The following is a 15,973-nucleotide window of genomic DNA, read 5'->3' as shown; positions in this document are numbered from 1 at the left end:
GGCAGGGCCCGCCCGCCCGGACCGGGAGCGACGACGGTTCCTGCCGGCGCACGGCGGCGGGCCCGCCGACCCGGTCCGGCGCTGTCACCGCGACGTCGGCGCAGGTAGCGTCCGCTGCATGGACAGCCGCACGGACCACCGATTCGACAGCCGGAGCGCCGGCATCACCGTGCAGCGCGCCCTGGAGCTGCCCGGCCTGCGCAGCGGGCTGCCCGAGGTCCTCGCGGGCGGCGAGCGGCTGGACCGCACGGTGCGCTGGGTGCACGCGGGCGAGGTCCCGCACATCGCCTCGCTGCTCAAGGGCGGGGAACTGCTGCTGACCACCGGCTACGGCCTCGGCACCCGTCCGGCCGAGCAGCGGGCGTTCGTGCGCACCCTGGCCGAGCGGGGCATCGCGGCACTGGTGATCGAGCTGGGGCCGCGCTTCGACCGGCTGCCACCGGCCCTCGTCGAGACGGCGCGCACGACCGGGCTCCCCCTCGTCCAGCTGCACCGCGAGGTGGCGTTCGTGACGGTCACGGAGGAGGTCCACACCGAGATCGTCAACGGGCACTACGCGCTTCTCCAGCGGGCCGAGGAGGTGCACCGGCGCTGTACCGAGGCCCTGCTCGGCGGGGGCGGGATCCCGCAGGTGCTGGGCATCCTGGCCGATTTCGGCGACAACCCGGTGTTCCTGGAGACGACCGACGGACGCCTGCTGTACGCGGCCGGCGAGGGGCCGCAGGGGGCGGATCCTCTCCAGGTCTGGGAGGGGCTGCGCGGCCCGCACAAGGACGCGCCGCCGCCCGTCGGATCGGTGCTGGTGGACGTGCCCGGAGGCGGGCCGGGAGCGGGCGCGGTGCGCGCCCGGCTCGTGCAGCTGCCCGTGCGCGCCACGCTGACTCCCGTGCACCGGATCGCGGCGGAACGGGCGGCCGGGATCCTGGCCGTGGTGCTGATGCAGGCTCGTCAGGAGGAGGAGCTCGCCGCGCGCGGCCGGGGCGACTTCCTGACCGACCTCGCCGAGGGCCGCATCGCCGCGGAGGACGCCCCGGCGCAGGCGCGGGTGCTCGGCTTCCGGCCCGCCGCGGGCCCGCTGCTGCCGGTCGTCATGCGGCTGGTCGACGGCATCTCCCCCGGCGGGGGCTGGGCGGTGCTGGCGCGGGCGGTCGCGGAGGAACTGGCGTCGGTGGGCGTGCCGGTGCTGCTGGGCGTCCGGCCGGTGGAGGGCCGGGTACCGGTGCTGCTGGGACTGCGCTCGGAGTCGGAGCGGCCCGCGGTGGCGGACCGGGTCGCGGTGGCGCTGCGGGCCGGGGTGGAACGGGCCGGGATGCAACGGCCGGGGGCCGCGCCCCCGGTGGTGGTCGTGGGGATGGCGGGCGGCTGGGCGGCCGCCTCCGCGGGGCTCCGACACGCCGCGGAGACGGCGACGGCCGCGCACGGCCTGCCGGAACGCCTCTGGTACGACGCCCGCCGTCTGGACATCGACCTGCTGCTGTGGCGGCTGCGCGAGCACCGCGACCTGGCGGCGTTCGTGGACCGCGCGATCGGCCCGGTCCGCGATCACGACCAGCGGTCCAAGCCGCCGCTGCTGCCGACCCTGGAGACGTATCTGGCGCACGCCGGCCGCAAGGCGGAGACGGCCCGTGAGCTGCACCTGAACCGCCAGACCCTCTACAACCGTCTCGCCCGCATCGGCGAGCTGCTCGGCACCGACCTCGACGACCCCCAGACGGTCCTCGCGCTGAGCCTGGCCCTGCGGGCGAGACGACACGTGCCGTGACGATGCCGGGGACCGCCGCCGGGCGCCCGCCGCCGGGCGTACGCGCCGGGCGCGGGCCCACGGTCGCACGCCGCCGGGCGCGGGTCGATGGGCGCGGACCGCCGGGCGCGAGCCGATGGGCGCGAGCCGATGGGCGCGAGCCGCCGGGCGCGAGCCGCCGGGCGCGAGCCGATGGGCGCGAGCCGATGGGCGCGAGCCGATGGGCGCGAGCCGATGGGCGCGGGCCTGCCCACCGGAACCCGAGGGCTGTCCGCCGGAACCCGAGGGCTGTCCGCCCGCGGTCTCAGATCATCGGCCGGGGCTGCGTCAGCTCGTCGTAGACGCTGAGCACCTGGGCGACGGTCTCGTCCTCGGTGGGCCAGGTGGCCGCCTGCCGGGCGCCCATGTCCCGCAGCCGCGCGGCCCGTCCGGGGTCGCCGAGCAGCCGTGGGACGGCGGCGCCGAAGGCCGCCGCGTCGCCGGGCGGGACCAGTTCGGCCGCGTCGCCGACGAGCTCGCGGACGCCGCCGGTGCGAGCCGCGACGAGCGGCACGCGCGCGTGCAGTGCCTCCTGCGCGAGCACCGACCGCGACTCCCCGCCGCCGGGCAGCAGCGCGAGGTCGGCGGCCGCGAGCAGTTCGCTCACGTCGTCCCGCGGCCCGACGAGCCGGACCGGCAGCTCCTCGTCCTCGATCCGGCGCTGCAGCTCGGCCCGCTGCGGCCCCTCCCCCGCGATGACCACCAGAGGCGCCGGATCCAGCCCGCGCCACGCGTGGGAGGCGTCCAGCAGGAGGTCGTGACCCCGGCGCCGGTCCAGCGAGCCGACCGCGACGAGCAGGGGGCGGCCGATGGCGCCGAGTTCGGCCCGCAGCTTGGTCAGCGGCCGCTCGCGCTCGTCCTCGGGCCCCCGTGCCCGCCGGGGCAGCGCCACCGCGGCGAGCCGCGCGTCCCGGGCGCCGGTGCGGCGGGCCCGGTCGACCAGGTCGGAGGTGGTGCCGAGGACCACCGCGGCCGTCCTGGCGACCCTCCGCTCCAGCAGCCGCAGCAGATGGGCGCGGGCGCCCTCGGCGTGCGCGCGGTCGTGCCAGGTGACGACCAGCGGGGTGGGCCGGCCGCTGAGCGCGAGGACGGCCCGGAAGGAAGCGTGCAGGCCGTGCGCGTGGACCAGGTCGGCGTTCGCGCAGGCCACGCGGAGCGCCGCGACGGACCCGGGGTCGCTGCTGCGCGGCACGTGCACGTGTTCGGCGCCGGCGCCCGTGAAGCCGTAGGCGTCATCGGCGTCGGCGGGGGCGCACACCGTCACCCGCACGCCCCGCGCGACGAGCCCTGCGGCCAGGGAGCGCACGTGTGCGCTGCTGCGGGCGTTGCCGCCGCCCAGCACCTGCACGGTGCGCAGCGACGACTGGCCGTGCGGTGAGTGCCTGCTCACGTGGCCGGGGCTCCTGGTTCGGCGTCGGACGGTCACGAAGAAACGTACAGAAGGGCCGGGCGGAGGGGTGGACCGCTGGCGTACCTCCACGTAGTGCGCCCAAGGATGCCAGGACGTACGGGTGTTCCGTGCCCTTCAGCCGCCGGGCGACGGGCTGCCACCCCCCTTGCTTCACCCAGGCGGGTGAAGGCGATCGAGAGTGCGTGCGACATTCCGGCCCGACGCGGGGATGCGGTCCGCCCCGGCGGGTGTGGCGCGCTTCAGCTCGGGATCTCCGCCGCCGTGGCCACGAACCAGCCGAATTCCGGCAACGCCACGGCGCCCCGGCGTCCGCCCGCGTGGAGGGTGGCCTCCCCGGCGGCCGGCGTCCAGTCGGCGGCCGGCAGAGCGGCCTCGACGGGGGCCGCCCCGAAGTTGAGGGCGACGGCGACCGTTGCGGCGCCGTCCGGATCGGTGAGGGTGTAGGCGAGCACCTGATCGGTGAGCGTGTGCACCCGGGTCCGCGCCCGGACCAGCCAGGCGTTGCGCCGCCGTACGCCGATCAGGCTCCGGTGCAGCCGCTCCACGGGCAGTCCCTGCGCACCGAGCCCCGAGGGGTCCGCGGGGAACGCGGGCCGCACCGCGTCGTCCCCGCCCTCGCGCTCCTCCTTGACGCCCGGGAGGGCCCGCTCGTCCCCGGCGTACACGGACGGGACGCCGCCGACGGTGAACAGCACCGCCAGCGCGTGCGCCACATGCCGGCCCTCGCGCAGCCGGCTGGCGATCCGGGTGACGTCGTGATTGCCGACGAAGGTCTGCGGCGCGAACGTGTCGAGCAGGGCGTCGTGGCGCTGGAGAGCCCAGGCCAGCTCGTGCGGGTTGACGTCGTTCAGCGAACTCCAGATCGCCTTCCACAGCTCGTACTGCGTGACGGAGTCCAGGCCGCCCTCGGTGACGTACGCGGCGTAGTCGCCGTGGATCACCTCGCCGCTGAACCAGGCCTGGGGACGGCGGGCCCGCACCCGGTCGGTGACGGTGCGCCAGAAGGGGCGCGGGACGGCGTAGGCGGCGTCGAGCCGCCAGCCGGAGACGCCTCGGTCGAGCCAGTGGTCGAGGACGGCGACCACGTGGTCGGCGACGGCCGGGGCGTCGTGGTTGAGCGCGACCAGGTGCCGGTGCCCCTCGAAGACGCGGAAGTCGTCGCCGTCCGGCACGAACCAGTCGGCGTACGGCGAGGCGGCGCCGTCGCGGACCACGTCGGCGAAGGGCCCGAAGGACCGGCCCACGTGGTTGAAGACGCCGTCGAGCAGGACCCGCACCCCTCGGGAGGCGGCCTGCTCGGTCAGCTCGACGAGGTCGTCCTCGGTCCCCAGTCGGGGGTCGATCCGGAAGTGGTCGACCGTGTCGTACCCGTGGGTCTCGGAGGCGAACACCGGCCCGAGGGCGAGGCCGTTGCAGCCGAGTCCCACCAGGTGGTCCAGCCAGTCCGTCAGAACGGGCAGCCGGTGGCGCGGGGGTTCGCCGGGCGGCAGGGCGGTGCGTTCGGCGCCGAGGAAACCCAGCGGGTGGGCGTGCCACCAGATGGCGTGGTCGGACCAGGACACGGATGCCTCCGTCAAGAGGTGGGCGATGGGTGGTCGACGGTCCCGGTCCCGGCCGGGCTCCGCTGTCCGTGCGTTCCTACCCGTCCGCGCGAGCCGTGGCGAGGAGCTCCTCCGCGTGGGCCCGGGCCGTCTCGGAGTCCTCCTGGCCGGCGAGCATCCGGGACAGCTCGCGGATGCGCTCCTCGCCCTCCAGGACCTTCACCCCGGACCGGGTGACCGACCCGTCGTTGGTCTTCTCCACCAGCAGCTGCCGGTCGGCGAAGGCGGCGACCTGCGGAAGATGGGTGACGACCACGACCTGCGCGGTCTTCGCGAGCCGCGCGAGCCGGCGCCCGATCTCGACCGCCGCCTTGCCGCCGACGCCCGCGTCGACCTCGTCGAAGAGGTACGTCGGCACCGGATCCGTCCCCGCGAACACCACCTCGACGGCGAGCATCACGCGGGACAGCTCACCGCCGGACGCGCCCTTGGCGATGGGCCGCGGCGGAGCGCCCGGGTGCGGGGCGAGCAGCAGCTCGACCTCGTCCACGCCGGCCGGCCCGTAGGCGACCGTACGGCCGCCGACCTCGACGCCCTCCGGGTCCTCGGTCTGCCGGATGTCGAACGACACGCGCGCGTGCGGCATGGCCAGCGAGGCCAGCTCGGCGGTCACGGCCGCGGCGAACCGCTCGGCGGCGTCGGCGCGCGCGTCCGTCAGCGCCTGCGCCAGTCCGCCGAGTTCGGCCCTCAGCGCGTCCCGCTCGGCGGTCAGCTCGTCGATGCGCTCGTCGTCGCCGTCCAGCTCGGTGAGCCGGGCGGCGCTCCGCTCGGCCCAGGCGAGCACGGAGTCCATGTCCTGCCCGTACTTGCGGGTGAGCGCGGTGAGCGCGGCCCTCCGCTCCTCGACCGCCGCCAGCCGCAGCGGATCGGCGTCCAGGTCGTCGGCGTACCCGGCGAGCTCGCCCGCCACGTCGCCCAGCAGGATCCCGATCTCCCCGATCCGGTCGGCGAGCGCGGACAGCGCCGGATCGTGCGATCGGACGGCCTCCAGGGCCCGCTGCGCGCCCGCGACGAGCGTGGTGGCGTCGATGCCCTCGGGATCCTCCGGGTTCCCGGCCAGCGCGGCGTGCGCGACCGTGGCGGCCGACGACAGCGCCTCCGCGTGACCCAGCCGCTCGGCCTCCTCCGCGAGCTCGACGTCCTCCCCGGGGCGCGGTTCGACGCCGGCGATCTCGTCGAGCCCGAAGCGCAGCAGGTCGGCCTCCTGGGCCCGCTCCCGCGCGCGGGTGACGATCTCGTCCAGCTCGACCGCCACCGCCCGCAGCCGCCGGTAGGCCTCGGTGTACTTCGCGAGCGGCACGCTCACCGCGTCGCCCGCGTACCGATCGAGCGCCTGCCGCTGCCGGGACAGCTTGAGCAGCCCCTGCTGGTCGGTCTGCCCGTGCACGGCCACCAGCTCGTCGGCGAGCTCGGCGAGCACGCCCATGGGCACGCTCCGCCCGCCCACGTGCGCCCGCGACCGACCCTCGGCGGAAACGGTACGGCTGATGAGCAGCGCCCCGTCGTCGAGCTCGGCGCCCGCCTCCTCCGCCCGCAGGACCGCCGCGGCGCCCGGGGGCACGGTGATCCGCCCCTCCACGACCGCCTTGTCCGCGCCGATCCGCACGAGCGCGGGATCCGCGCGTCCGCCCAGCAGCAGGCCCAGGCTGGTGACCACCATGGTCTTGCCCGCGCCCGTCTCACCGGTGACGGCGGTGAAGCCGGGCGACAGTTCGACGACAGCGTCGTCGATGACTCCGAGCGACCGTATCCGCATCTCCTCCAACACGGGGAAGACCTTACGAGGTCGGAGAGGGAAAGTGCGAGGCACCCTGTCACCCGGGCGAGTGGACGCGCCCCCCGACCTCTGCGCGACCCTAGCTGCGCGCCCCTCGCCATCCCGCGACCGGCAGGGCGAACTTCGCGACGAGCCGGTCGGTGAACGACGCGTGGTGCAGCCGGGCGAGCCGTACCGGCACCGCCCCCCGCCGCACCTCGACCCGGGCGCCCGGAGGCAGCTCGAAGGTGCGCCGCCCGTCGCACCACAGGACGCCCGGCGGGATGTGCGGCAGCAGTTCCACGGCGAGCACCGAGTTGGGCGAGGTCACCAGCGGCTTGGCGAACAGCGCGTGCGCGCTGATCGGCACCATCAGCAGCGCCTCGACCTCGGGCCACACCACGGGCCCGCCGGCGGAGAACGCGTACGCCGTGGAGCCGGTGGGGGTCGACAGGACGATGCCGTCGCACCCGAACCCGGTGACCGGCCGCCCGTCGATCTCCAGGACGACCTCCAGCAGCTTCTCGGCGCCCGCCTTCTGCACCGCCGCCTCGTTCAGCGCCCAGTCGGTGTGCACGATGTCCCCGTTGCGGTGCACGACGACGTCGACGGTCATGCGCTCCTCGACCTCGTACGCCCGGGTCACCACCCGGTCGACGACCTTGTCGAGGTCGTCTCGCTCGGCCTCGGCGAGGAAGCCGACGCTCCCGAGGTTGACGCCGAGCATCGGCACGCCGGACGCCCGCGCGAACTCCGCGCCGCGCAGCAGCGTGCCGTCACCGCCGAGGACGATGAGCAGCTCGCATCCCTCCAGGCACTGCGCAGTGGCCTCGGCGACCAGTTCCACGTCGTCGGGCACATGCAGGTCGGACGCCTCGTACTCCAGGACGCGCACGCCGATGCCCTCGCGCAGCAGCCCCTTGACCACCAGCTCGGCGCTGCGGATGGCCGCCGGCCGCCCGGTGTGGGCGAGCAGGAAAACAGTACGAGCTCGGTTCTGACTCAACGCGGCCCCTCCGCAACTGCACGGTCGACGTCGGCCGGGTCCAGGGCAGGCGCCCCGGCCCGAAGCCACAGAAAGTACTCGACATTGCCCGAAGGACCCGGCAGCGGGCTGGCGGTGACACCCCGCACGCCCAGCCCCAGGTCCCACGCCTTCCCGGCCACACCCCGCACGGCTTCCGCGCGCAGCTGCGGGCTGCGCACGACACCCCCGCTGCCGAGCCGTTCCTTCCCCACCTCGAACTGGGGCTTCACCATCATCACCAGGTCCGCGTCCGGTCCGGTGCACCGCGCCAGAGCCGGCAGCACCAGCCCGAGCGGAATGAAGGACAAGTCCCCCACGACAAGATCCACAGGCTCCCCATCGATCGCTTCAAGCGTCAACTCGCGTACGTTCGTACGGTCCTTGACGGTGACGCGTTCATCGCTCTGCAGAGACCAGGCGAGTTGTCCGTATCCGACGTCGACGGCGACCACGTGCGCGGCGCCCGCCCGCAGCAGCACGTCGGTGAACCCGCCGGTCGAGGCGCCGGCGTCCAGCGCCCGCCGCCCGCGCACCACGAGCCCCTGGGGCACGAAGGCCTCCAGCGCCCCGGCGAGCTTGTGCCCGCCCCGGGACACGTAGTCCGGGTCGTCGGCGTCGACGGCGACGACGATCGCGGCGGCGGTCTCCACCTGGGTGGCCGGCTTGGTCGCGACGGTCTTGCCGACGCTGACCCGGCCGGCGGCGATCAGCTGCCCGGCGTGCTCACGCGAGCGCGCGAGCTTGCGGCGGACCAGCTCCGCGTCCAGACGGCGACGTGCGACTCCAGCCACGTTCGGTTCAGCTCCTACTGCCATGCGAGGGTGAAGGCGTCCGCCGGTCGAAGGACGGTGCGGGCGCCGGGGGTCCCGGGCGGGCGTCGAGCGCGGTGAGCGCGTCGCGCAGCCCCCGGTGTACATCCTCGTACACCTCGACGTGTCCGTCGGTGGCGAGGTGGTCGGCGTCGGCCAGCCGCTCCAGCTGCGCGTCCACCTCGGCGTGGCCGGTGGAGGCGCGGGGGACGGCCAGCGGGGCGGGAGCGGCGGGGTCGTGCTCGGGCGCCGGCTCGCGCTCGCTCTCTTCGGGCTGCGCCTGGTCCCGCTCGCGATCCTCGGGTACGGCCGCCGTGTCCGTCCCGGTCCGCGGCACTGTGTCGCTCATGCCCAGACGCTACCTCGAACGCCTGGGGTACCGTCGTGCGCGATGGCCACGATCGAGGAGTGCCGCGCCGCACTCGAGAAGCTCTCCGACTCCCTGCAGAGCGCCGAGGGGGACGTCCGCGCGGCCACGGCCCTGGACCGCTCGGTGAGCTGCCGGATCACCGACCTGGACGTCACGTTCGTCGGCCGCATGACGGGCGGCCGGATCGTGGTGCAGGACACCCTGCAGGGACCGCCCGTGGAGAAGGCGCAGATCAGACTGGCCATGACCGGGGACGACCTGGTGGCGCTGGTCGTCGGCGAGCTGAACTTCGCCAAGGCGTGGGGCTCGGGCCGGGTGAAGCTGGAGGCGGGCCTGAAGGACCTGTTCCAGCTCAGGAAGCTTCTGTAGCGGCCACGGCCTTCCCGGCCCCCGCCCCGGCCCGCGCCTTGCGCGCCGCCGGCACCACCAGCGGCGTCCCCGTCTCGGGGTCGTCGACCACCTGGCAGCGCAGCCCGAACACCTCCTCGACCAGAGCGGCGGTGACGATCTCGTTCGGCGCGCCCTGAGCGATGACCTCGCCGCCCTTCAGCGCGATCAGGTGGGTGGCGTACCGCGCCGCGTGGTTGAGGTCGTGCAGCACGGCGACGAGCGTGCGCCCCTGCTCCTCGTGGAGGTCGGCGCACAGGTCGAGGACGTCGATCTGGTGCTGGATGTCCAGGTACGTCGTCGGCTCGTCCAGCAGCAGCAGCGGGGTCTGCTGGGCGAGGGCCATCGCGATCCACACGCGCTGACGCTGCCCGCCGGACAGCTCGTCGACGTACCGGTCGGCGAGCTCGGCGACCCCGGTCTGCGCCATGGACTCCCGCACCACCCGCTCGTCCTCGGCCGACCACTGCCGCAGGATGCCCTGGTGCGGATAGCGGCCGCGACCCACCAGGTCGGCGACGGTGATCCCGTCGGGGGCGATGGACGACTGCGGCAGCAGCCCCAGCGTCCGCGCCACCTTCTTCGCGGGCATCGACTGGATGACCTGCCCGTCCAGCAGCACCCGGCCCCGGCTCGGCTTCAGCATCCGCGACAGCGCCCGCAGCAGCGTCGACTTGCCGCAGGCGTTCGGGCCGACGATCACGGTGAAGGAGTTGTCCGGTATCTCCACCGACAGCTGTTCGGCGATGACCCTCTGGTCGTAGGCGAGGGTGACGTCCTCGGCGGACAGACGGTTCACGGTGCTCCTTCGGTTGTTCTGTTCGGCCGAGCGGCCGGGGCGGTCGGCCGCGCCGGTCATATACGGCCCGCCTTGCGTTCGGTGACCAGGAGCCACAGCAGGTAGACGCCGCCCAGCACGCCGGTGACGACGCCCACGGGCAACTGCCCGTCGCCGAAGAGCCGTTGCGAGGCCCAGTCCGCGACCACCAGCAGCGCGGCCCCCATGCACAGGGACGCCACGAGGTTCGGGCCGGGCGAGCGGGTGAGGCGGCGGGCGAGCTGGGGCGCGGTGAGCGCCACGAAGCTCACCGGCCCCGCGGCGGCGGTGGCGGCCGCGGTCAGCAGCACGGCGGCCACCATCAGCACCAGCCGTACACGCTCCACGCGCACGCCCAGCGCGTGGGAGACGTCGTCGCCCATCTCCATCATCCGCAGCCCGCGCGCGTGGGCGAGGACGAGCGGCACGAGCACACAGGCCAGCGCGAGCAGCGGCCAGACCTGCTGCCAGTCGCGGCCGTCGAGGGTGCCGGTCATCCACACCACGGCGCGGGCCGCGTCGACGAAGTCGGCCTTGGTGAGCAGGTACCCGTTGACCGCCGTAGCGACGGCGCAGACGCCGATGCCGACGAGCACCAGCCGGTACCCGTGCACGCCCTGCTTCCACGCCAGCAGGTAGATCAGGGTCCCGGTCACCAGCCCGCCGATCAGCGCGCCGACGGTCACCTCGGCGGCGCTCCCGGAGAACAGCACGATCATCACGAGCGCGCCGGCCGTCGCCCCCTGTCCGAGCCCCAGCACGTCCGGGCTGCCCAGCGGGTTGCGCGACACGGCCTGGAACAGCGCCCCGCCGAGGCCGAGCGAGGCCCCGACGAGCAGCCCCACCAGTACCCGCGGCAGCCGCAGTTCGTTGACGATGAACTCCTGCCCGGCGTCGCCCTGCCCGAACAGCGTCCGGACGACGTCACCCGAGGAGATCGGGAAGTCCCCGGTGCCGATGAGCACCACGCTCGCGGCGAGCGCGGCGACCACCAGCAGCACGACGACGACCAGTGCCCGCGGATCCAGCCGGACGGACAGCCCGCCCGCGGTGCGCAGCGCACGGGGACCGCGGGGTGCTCGGGGTTCTCGGGGCCGGCGAGGGGTCTTCTGCGCACTCTTCACAGCTGGGCCGTCCTCCGCCGTCGTACGAGAAAGATGAAGACCGGGCCGCCGATGATCGCGGTGATGACGCCGACCTGGACCTCCGACGGCCGGGCCACGACCCGGCCGACGACGTCGGAGCCGAGCAGCAGCACCGGCGACAGGATCGCCGCGTACGGCATGATCCAGCGCAGGTCGGGTCCGGTGAACGAGCGGACGACGTGCGGGACCATCAGCCCGACGAACACGATCGGCCCGCAGGCCGCGGTCGCCGCGCCGCACAGCACGGTCGCGGCGAGCATGGACAGCGCCCGGGTGCGGTTCAGGTTCGCGCCGAGCGCCTTCGCGGTGTCGTCGCCCATCTCCACGGCGTTCAGCGGCCGGGCGAGGGCGAACGCCAGGAGCGTGCCCGCCACCAGGAAGGGCAGCACCTGGCCGATGGTCTCGTCGGTCGCCGAGGACAGCGAGCCGACGGTCCAGAAACGCATCCGGGCCAGCGCCGCGCCGTCCAGGATCATCACGGCCTGGAGGTAGCCGTACAGCGCGGCGCTGATCGCGGTGCCGGCGAGCGCGAGCCGTACCGGAGTGGCCCCCCGGCTCCCGCCCAGGAACCAGACCAGCGCGCCGACCGCGGCCGCCCCGAAGAACGCGAACCACACATAGCCGCTCAGGCTGGTGACGCCGAAGAAGGAGATGGCCGTGACGACGGCGGCCGACGCGCCCGCGTTGAGGCCGAGCAGGCCGGGATCGGCCAGCGGATTGCGCGTCAGCGCCTGCAGAACGGCCCCCGACAGGCCGAGCGCGGCCCCCACGAGCAGCCCGAGCACGGTCCGCGACAGCCGCTCGTCGACGACGACGTCCGCGTACGTCCCGGAGTCCTCGAACAACCCGTGCCAGACCTGCGCCACGGACAGCTCCTTGGCCCCGACGACGACGCTCGCCACCGCGACCAGCAGCAGGACCGCCACGGCCGCCAGGAGTCCGGCGGAGCGTACCGCCCGGCGGTTCGGGGGCGCGGGGGCGGTCTCCGCGCGCGGTACGGGAACACTGTCGACCAACACGCAGTTAGGTTAGCCTACCCTCGCAACGGCGTCAGGTTCCGGATCGTCACCCCCCGCGCCCCCTCACCCGTCACAGGCCGAGCCGTGCCAGCGCCTTCCCCGCGTCCAGCTCACAGGCTCCGTCCCCGGCCGCCGTCCAGGCCGCCGCGCACAACGCCCGCAGCCCGTCCAGGGCTTCGCCCTCGCCCGACAGCTCCAGTCGCTCCGCCCCCGCGGCGGCCGTCCAGCCGCCGCACCGGAACGCGTCCCCCTCCACGGAGACCTCGGGCTGCCCGGCGAGCAGCCCGCGCAGGTCGCCGTCGACGTACGTCGGCCGGTGCTGCGGCGGCGCGGCGAGCAGCTGCGGCCCGTCGGTGACACCGGTGAGGACGAGCAACGAGTCGACCTCGCCGTTGAACGCGCCCTCGATGTCCGTGTCCAGCCGGTCCCCGACGACCAACGGCCGTTCCGCGCCCGTCCGCAGGATCGTCTCCCGGTGCATGGGCGGCAGCGGCTTGCCCGCGACCTGCGGCTCGGCGCCGGTGGCGATCCGCACGACCTCCACCGCCGCGCCGTTGCCCGGCGCGATCCCGCGTCCGCTGGGAATCGTCAGATCCGTGTTGGACGCGAACCACGGCACCCCGCGCGCGACGGCGTACGAGGCCTCCGCGAAGCGCCCCCACGGCAGGTCCGGTCCGCCGAAGCCCTGCACCACCGCAGCCGGGTCGTCGTCCGCCGACTCCACCGGCACGAGCCCCCGCTCGCGCAGGGCCACCCGCAGCCCCTCCCCGCCGATCACCAGCACCCGCGACCCGGCCGGCACCTGCTCGCCGATCAGCCGCGCGACCGCCTGCGCCGAGGTGATGACGTCCTGCGCGCCCGCCGGTATGCCCAGCTCCGTCAGATGACCGGCCACGGCGTCCGGCGTGCGCAGCGCGTTGTTGGTGACGTAGGCGAGCCGCATCCCGCCCGCCCGCGCGGAGGCGAGCGAGTCGACGGCGTGCGCGATCGCGTTCCCGCCCGCGTACACCACCCCGTCGAGATCGAGCAGAGCCGTGTCGTACGCCTCGCTCAGGGCCTGCCCACTGCCCTCGGGCCTCGTCCTGACACTCCGGCTCATTCCACATCGCTCCTCGCTCGATCCGCTTTCCCTCGATCATCCCGCACGCCACCGACACACGTACGATGCCGGGATGAACACAGCAGGTCCCTCCGAGGCGACGGCGCCCCGAGGCCTGGAACTCACCCCGTTCCGAGGCCTGCGCTACGACCCCGACCGGGTCGGCAGCCTCGCCGCCGTCACGTCCCCGCCGTACGACGTCGTGGTACGCCCCGACGGCCTGCATCACCTCCAGGACGCGGACCCCTACAACATCGTCCGTCTGATCCTTCCTCAGGCCACCACCCCCGCCGCCCGCAACGAACAGGCCGCCGACACCCTGCGCCGCTGGCTCGCCGAGGGCGTCCTGACGGCCGACCCCGAGCCCGCCCTGTACGTCTACGAGCAGCGGCACGCGGACGGCATGCTCCAGCGCGGACTCATCGGCGCCCTGCGCGTCTCGGAGCCCTCGGACGGCGTCGTCCTGCCCCACGAGGACGTCATGCCGCACATCGTCGCGGACCGCGCGGCCCTGATGCGCGCCACGCACGCGAACCTCGAACCCCTCCTGCTGACCTACCGGGGCGGCGGCGCCGCCGCGGAGGTCGTGGAGCGCACCGCCGCCCTCCCCCCGCTCCTGTCCACCACCACCGAGGACGGCTACAGCCACCGCCTCTGGGCGATCACCGACCCCGCCGAGACGGCCCGCGTCCAACAGGACCTCTCCCGCCATCAGGCCCTGATCGCCGACGGCCACCACCGCTGGGCGACCTACCTGCGGCTGCGGGCGGAACACCCCGAGCCCGGCCCCTGGGACCACGGTCTCGTCCTCCTGGTGGACACCGCGCGCTACCCCCTGCGCGTACGCGCCATCCACCGCCTCCTGCACGGACTCCCGGTCGCCGACGCACTGGCCGCGCTCGACGGAAGCTTCCGCGTCAGGTCCCTGGACCTCGGCCTTCCGCAGGCTCTCGACGTCCTGGCCGACGCCGCCTGCGCCGGCAACGCGTTCCTCCTCGCGGGCGACGGCGCCTTCCACCTCCTCGACCGCCCGGACCCGGCCCTCCTCGCCCGCACGATCCCCGCCGACCGCCCGCAGGCGTGGCGCACCCTGGACGCGACGGTGCTGCACGCCACGCTCCTGGACCACCTATGGGACGTCCCCGAGGACGACCCCGCCCGCATCGCCTACATCCACGACACGGCCGCGACCGTGCGCAAGGCGGAACGCGACGGCGGTACGGCGGTGCTGTTGCACCCCGTCCGCGAGGAGGTCGTCCGCGACCTGGCCCGCCAGGGCGTCACCATGCCCCGCAAGTCGACGTCGTTCGGCCCGAAGCCGGCCTCGGGACTGGTCCTGCGCGCACTCGACGCCTGAGCCCGAACGCACGAAGGGGCGTACCCGGACGCACGAAGGGGCTCGGACGCACGAAGGGGCGGGACCCGGTGACACCGGATCCCGCCCCTTCGCCTTGCCTCAGTCCTCGTCGCGGTCGGCCTTAGCCTCGGCCTTCGCCTCGGACTCAGCCCCGGACTCGACGTCCTCCGCAGCCTTCTGCGCGACGCCCTGGTCGCTCACGTCGGTCGCGTCGACGTCCTCGGTCCCTTCCTCGTCGAGGGCGTCGACGAAGTCCACCCCGTCGAGCTCGGCGAGCCGGTCCGAGGCGTCGGTGCTGCCGTCCCGGTCCGCCTCGACGGCCTTGGCGAACCACTCCCGCGCCTCGCCCTCACGTCCGGCGGCGACCAGCGCGTCGGCGTAGGCGTAGCGCAGCCGCGCGGTCCAGGGCTGCACGGAACCGGACGCGAGCTCGGGGCTCTGCAGCGTCACGATCGCCGCGTCCAGCTGCCCCATGTCGCGCCGCGCGCCGGCCGCGACGAGCCGCATCTCCACCTGGCCGGCCTTGTCGAGCTTGTGCACCTCGGGGGCGCCGGCCATGTCCAGCGCCTTCTCCGGCCGCCCGAGCCCGCGCTCGCAGTCGGCCATGACCGGCCACAGCTCCACGGAACCGCTCATCCGCCGGGCGGCCCGGAACTCGGCGAGCGCCTCGCTGTACTTCTGGTTGGCGTACGCGGCGAACCCGCCCGCCTCCCGAACAGCCGCCACCCGCGACGCCAGTCGCAGGGCCACCTTCGAATAGGCGTAGGCCTGCTCGGGGTCCTCGTCGATCAACCGGGCGACCATCACCAGGTTCTTGGCGACGTCGTCGGCGAGCGTCTTCGGCAGGCTCAGCAGCTCCTGCCGAACGTCCTTGTCGATCTCGTCGCCGGTGACGTCCTCCGGGATCGGCAGCCGCTTGATCGGCTCACGGTCGCGATCCCGGTCATCGCGGAACCGGCTACCGCCGCCACGGCTGTCGTCACGCCCGTCACGGCCCCGGAAACCACCGGGCCGTCCACCACGGTCGTCCCCACGCGGACCACGGGGGGCAGCGCCGCGGTCGTCCCGCCCACGGAACCCGCCACGCTCATCACGCCGGTCGTCACGGCGCTCATCACGCCGGTCGTCACGGCGGAACGCGGGACGGTCGCCGCGGTCACCGCGGTCGTCACGCCGGAAGGGCGGACGGTCACCTCGGTCGTCCCGACGCGGACCACGGTCATCACGCTGGAAGCCCGGACGGTCGCCACGGTCGTCCCGACGCGGACCACGGTCATCACGCTGGAAGGCGGGACGGGACCCCCGGTCACCGCGGTCGTCACGCCGGAAGGGCGGACGGTCACCTCGGTCGTCCCGACGCGGACCACGGTCATCACGCTGGAAGCCCGGACGGTC

The 15,973-nt window shown here is 74.5% G+C and carries 14 protein-coding genes and 1 pseudogene; 3 read left to right on the top strand and 12 right to left on the bottom strand.

What is annotated here, in order from left to right:
* Positions 1 to 118: 118 nt before the first annotated feature.
* A complete protein-coding gene (locus tag ACFVYK_RS29790; protein WP_389779367.1) occupies positions 119 to 1,762 on the top strand; it encodes a PucR family transcriptional regulator in 1,644 nt (547 codons plus the stop codon).
* Between the two features lie 283 nt (positions 1,763 to 2,045).
* On the opposite strand, the gene ACFVYK_RS29785 is transcribed toward ACFVYK_RS29790, so the two are convergent.
* The 6 genes from ACFVYK_RS29785 to ACFVYK_RS29760 form a co-directional block, all read right to left on the bottom strand.
* Positions 2,046 to 3,170 (bottom strand): glycosyltransferase family 4 protein, encoded by a 1,125-nt coding sequence (locus ACFVYK_RS29785; RefSeq protein ID WP_389779365.1) that lies wholly within the window; start codon positions 3,168 to 3,170, stop codon positions 2,046 to 2,048.
* Positions 3,171 to 3,430: 260 nt separating this feature from the next.
* Entirely contained in the window at positions 3,431 to 4,753 is a 1,323-nt protein-coding gene (locus tag ACFVYK_RS29780; protein WP_389779364.1) for an alpha-amylase family glycosyl hydrolase, read from the bottom strand.
* A gap of 76 nt (positions 4,754 to 4,829) precedes the next feature.
* Positions 4,830 to 6,548 carry a DNA repair protein RecN gene (recN, locus tag ACFVYK_RS29775; RefSeq protein ID WP_389779401.1) on the bottom strand — a complete coding sequence of 573 codons (1,719 nt, stop codon included), beginning with the start codon at positions 6,546 to 6,548 and terminating at the stop codon, positions 4,830 to 4,832.
* Between the two features lie 100 nt (positions 6,549 to 6,648).
* On the bottom strand, positions 6,649 to 7,554 hold the full coding sequence (locus ACFVYK_RS29770; RefSeq protein WP_389779363.1) for an NAD kinase: 906 nt from the start codon (positions 7,552 to 7,554) through the stop codon (positions 6,649 to 6,651).
* Positions 7,551 to 8,366 (bottom strand): TlyA family RNA methyltransferase, encoded by an 816-nt coding sequence (locus ACFVYK_RS29765; RefSeq protein ID WP_389779361.1) that lies wholly within the window; start codon positions 8,364 to 8,366, stop codon positions 7,551 to 7,553. The genes ACFVYK_RS29770 and ACFVYK_RS29765 overlap by 4 nt, the downstream gene beginning before the upstream one ends.
* Before the next feature lie 7 nt (positions 8,367 to 8,373).
* Positions 8,374 to 8,733 (bottom strand): hypothetical protein, encoded by a 360-nt coding sequence (locus ACFVYK_RS29760; protein WP_389779359.1) that lies wholly within the window; start codon positions 8,731 to 8,733, stop codon positions 8,374 to 8,376.
* A 42-nt stretch (positions 8,734 to 8,775) separates the two neighbouring features.
* Between ACFVYK_RS29760 and ACFVYK_RS29755 the strand changes: the two genes are divergently transcribed.
* Complete coding sequence (locus tag ACFVYK_RS29755) at positions 8,776 to 9,123, top strand: SCP2 sterol-binding domain-containing protein (RefSeq protein ID WP_389779358.1); 348 nt, start codon at positions 8,776 to 8,778, stop codon at positions 9,121 to 9,123.
* Here the strand turns inward: ACFVYK_RS29755 and ACFVYK_RS29750 are convergent.
* The 4 genes from ACFVYK_RS29750 to ACFVYK_RS29735 form a co-directional block, all read right to left on the bottom strand.
* The gene (locus ACFVYK_RS29750) at positions 9,107 to 10,000 is read right to left on the bottom strand and encodes an ABC transporter ATP-binding protein (RefSeq protein ID WP_389779356.1); all 894 of its coding nucleotides are present in this window, start codon (positions 9,998 to 10,000) and stop codon (positions 9,107 to 9,109) included. The genes ACFVYK_RS29755 and ACFVYK_RS29750 overlap by 17 nt on opposite strands.
* On the bottom strand, positions 9,997 to 11,082 hold the full coding sequence (locus ACFVYK_RS29745) for a FecCD family ABC transporter permease (protein ID WP_389779354.1): 1,086 nt from the start codon (positions 11,080 to 11,082) through the stop codon (positions 9,997 to 9,999). Before ACFVYK_RS29745 ends, ACFVYK_RS29750 begins: the two co-directional genes overlap by 4 nt.
* Complete coding sequence (locus ACFVYK_RS29740) at positions 11,079 to 12,122, bottom strand: FecCD family ABC transporter permease (protein WP_389779353.1); 1,044 nt, start codon at positions 12,120 to 12,122, stop codon at positions 11,079 to 11,081. The genes ACFVYK_RS29745 and ACFVYK_RS29740 overlap by 4 nt, the downstream gene beginning before the upstream one ends.
* 70 nt (positions 12,123 to 12,192) lie before the next feature.
* Positions 12,193 to 13,221, bottom strand: a complete 1,029-nt coding sequence (locus ACFVYK_RS29735; RefSeq protein WP_389779351.1) for an HAD hydrolase-like protein — start codon at positions 13,219 to 13,221, stop codon at positions 12,193 to 12,195.
* 73 nt (positions 13,222 to 13,294) lie between these two features.
* On the opposite strand from ACFVYK_RS29735, the gene ACFVYK_RS29730 reads away from it, so the two are divergent.
* On the top strand, positions 13,295 to 14,578 hold the full coding sequence (locus ACFVYK_RS29730; protein ID WP_389779350.1) for a DUF1015 domain-containing protein: 1,284 nt from the start codon (positions 13,295 to 13,297) through the stop codon (positions 14,576 to 14,578).
* A 99-nt stretch (positions 14,579 to 14,677) separates the two neighbouring features.
* On the opposite strand, the gene ACFVYK_RS29725 is transcribed toward ACFVYK_RS29730, so the two are convergent.
* Both ACFVYK_RS29725 and ACFVYK_RS29720 read right to left on the bottom strand, forming a co-directional pair.
* Positions 14,678 to 15,490, bottom strand: a complete 813-nt coding sequence (locus tag ACFVYK_RS29725) for a hypothetical protein (RefSeq protein WP_389779400.1) — start codon at positions 15,488 to 15,490, stop codon at positions 14,678 to 14,680.
* Positions 15,427 to 15,973 (bottom strand): annotated as a pseudogene (locus tag ACFVYK_RS29720) (hypothetical protein); the annotation flags it as partial. The gene ACFVYK_RS29725 and the pseudogene ACFVYK_RS29720, both read right to left, overlap by 64 nt.

It is taken from the genome of Streptomyces sp. NPDC058291, from assembly GCF_042880855.1.
Classification (GTDB): domain Bacteria; phylum Actinomycetota; class Actinomycetes; order Streptomycetales; family Streptomycetaceae; genus Streptomyces.
Note: the sequence above shows the minus strand (reverse complement) of the source record. Positions and strands in the feature narration are given on the sequence as shown.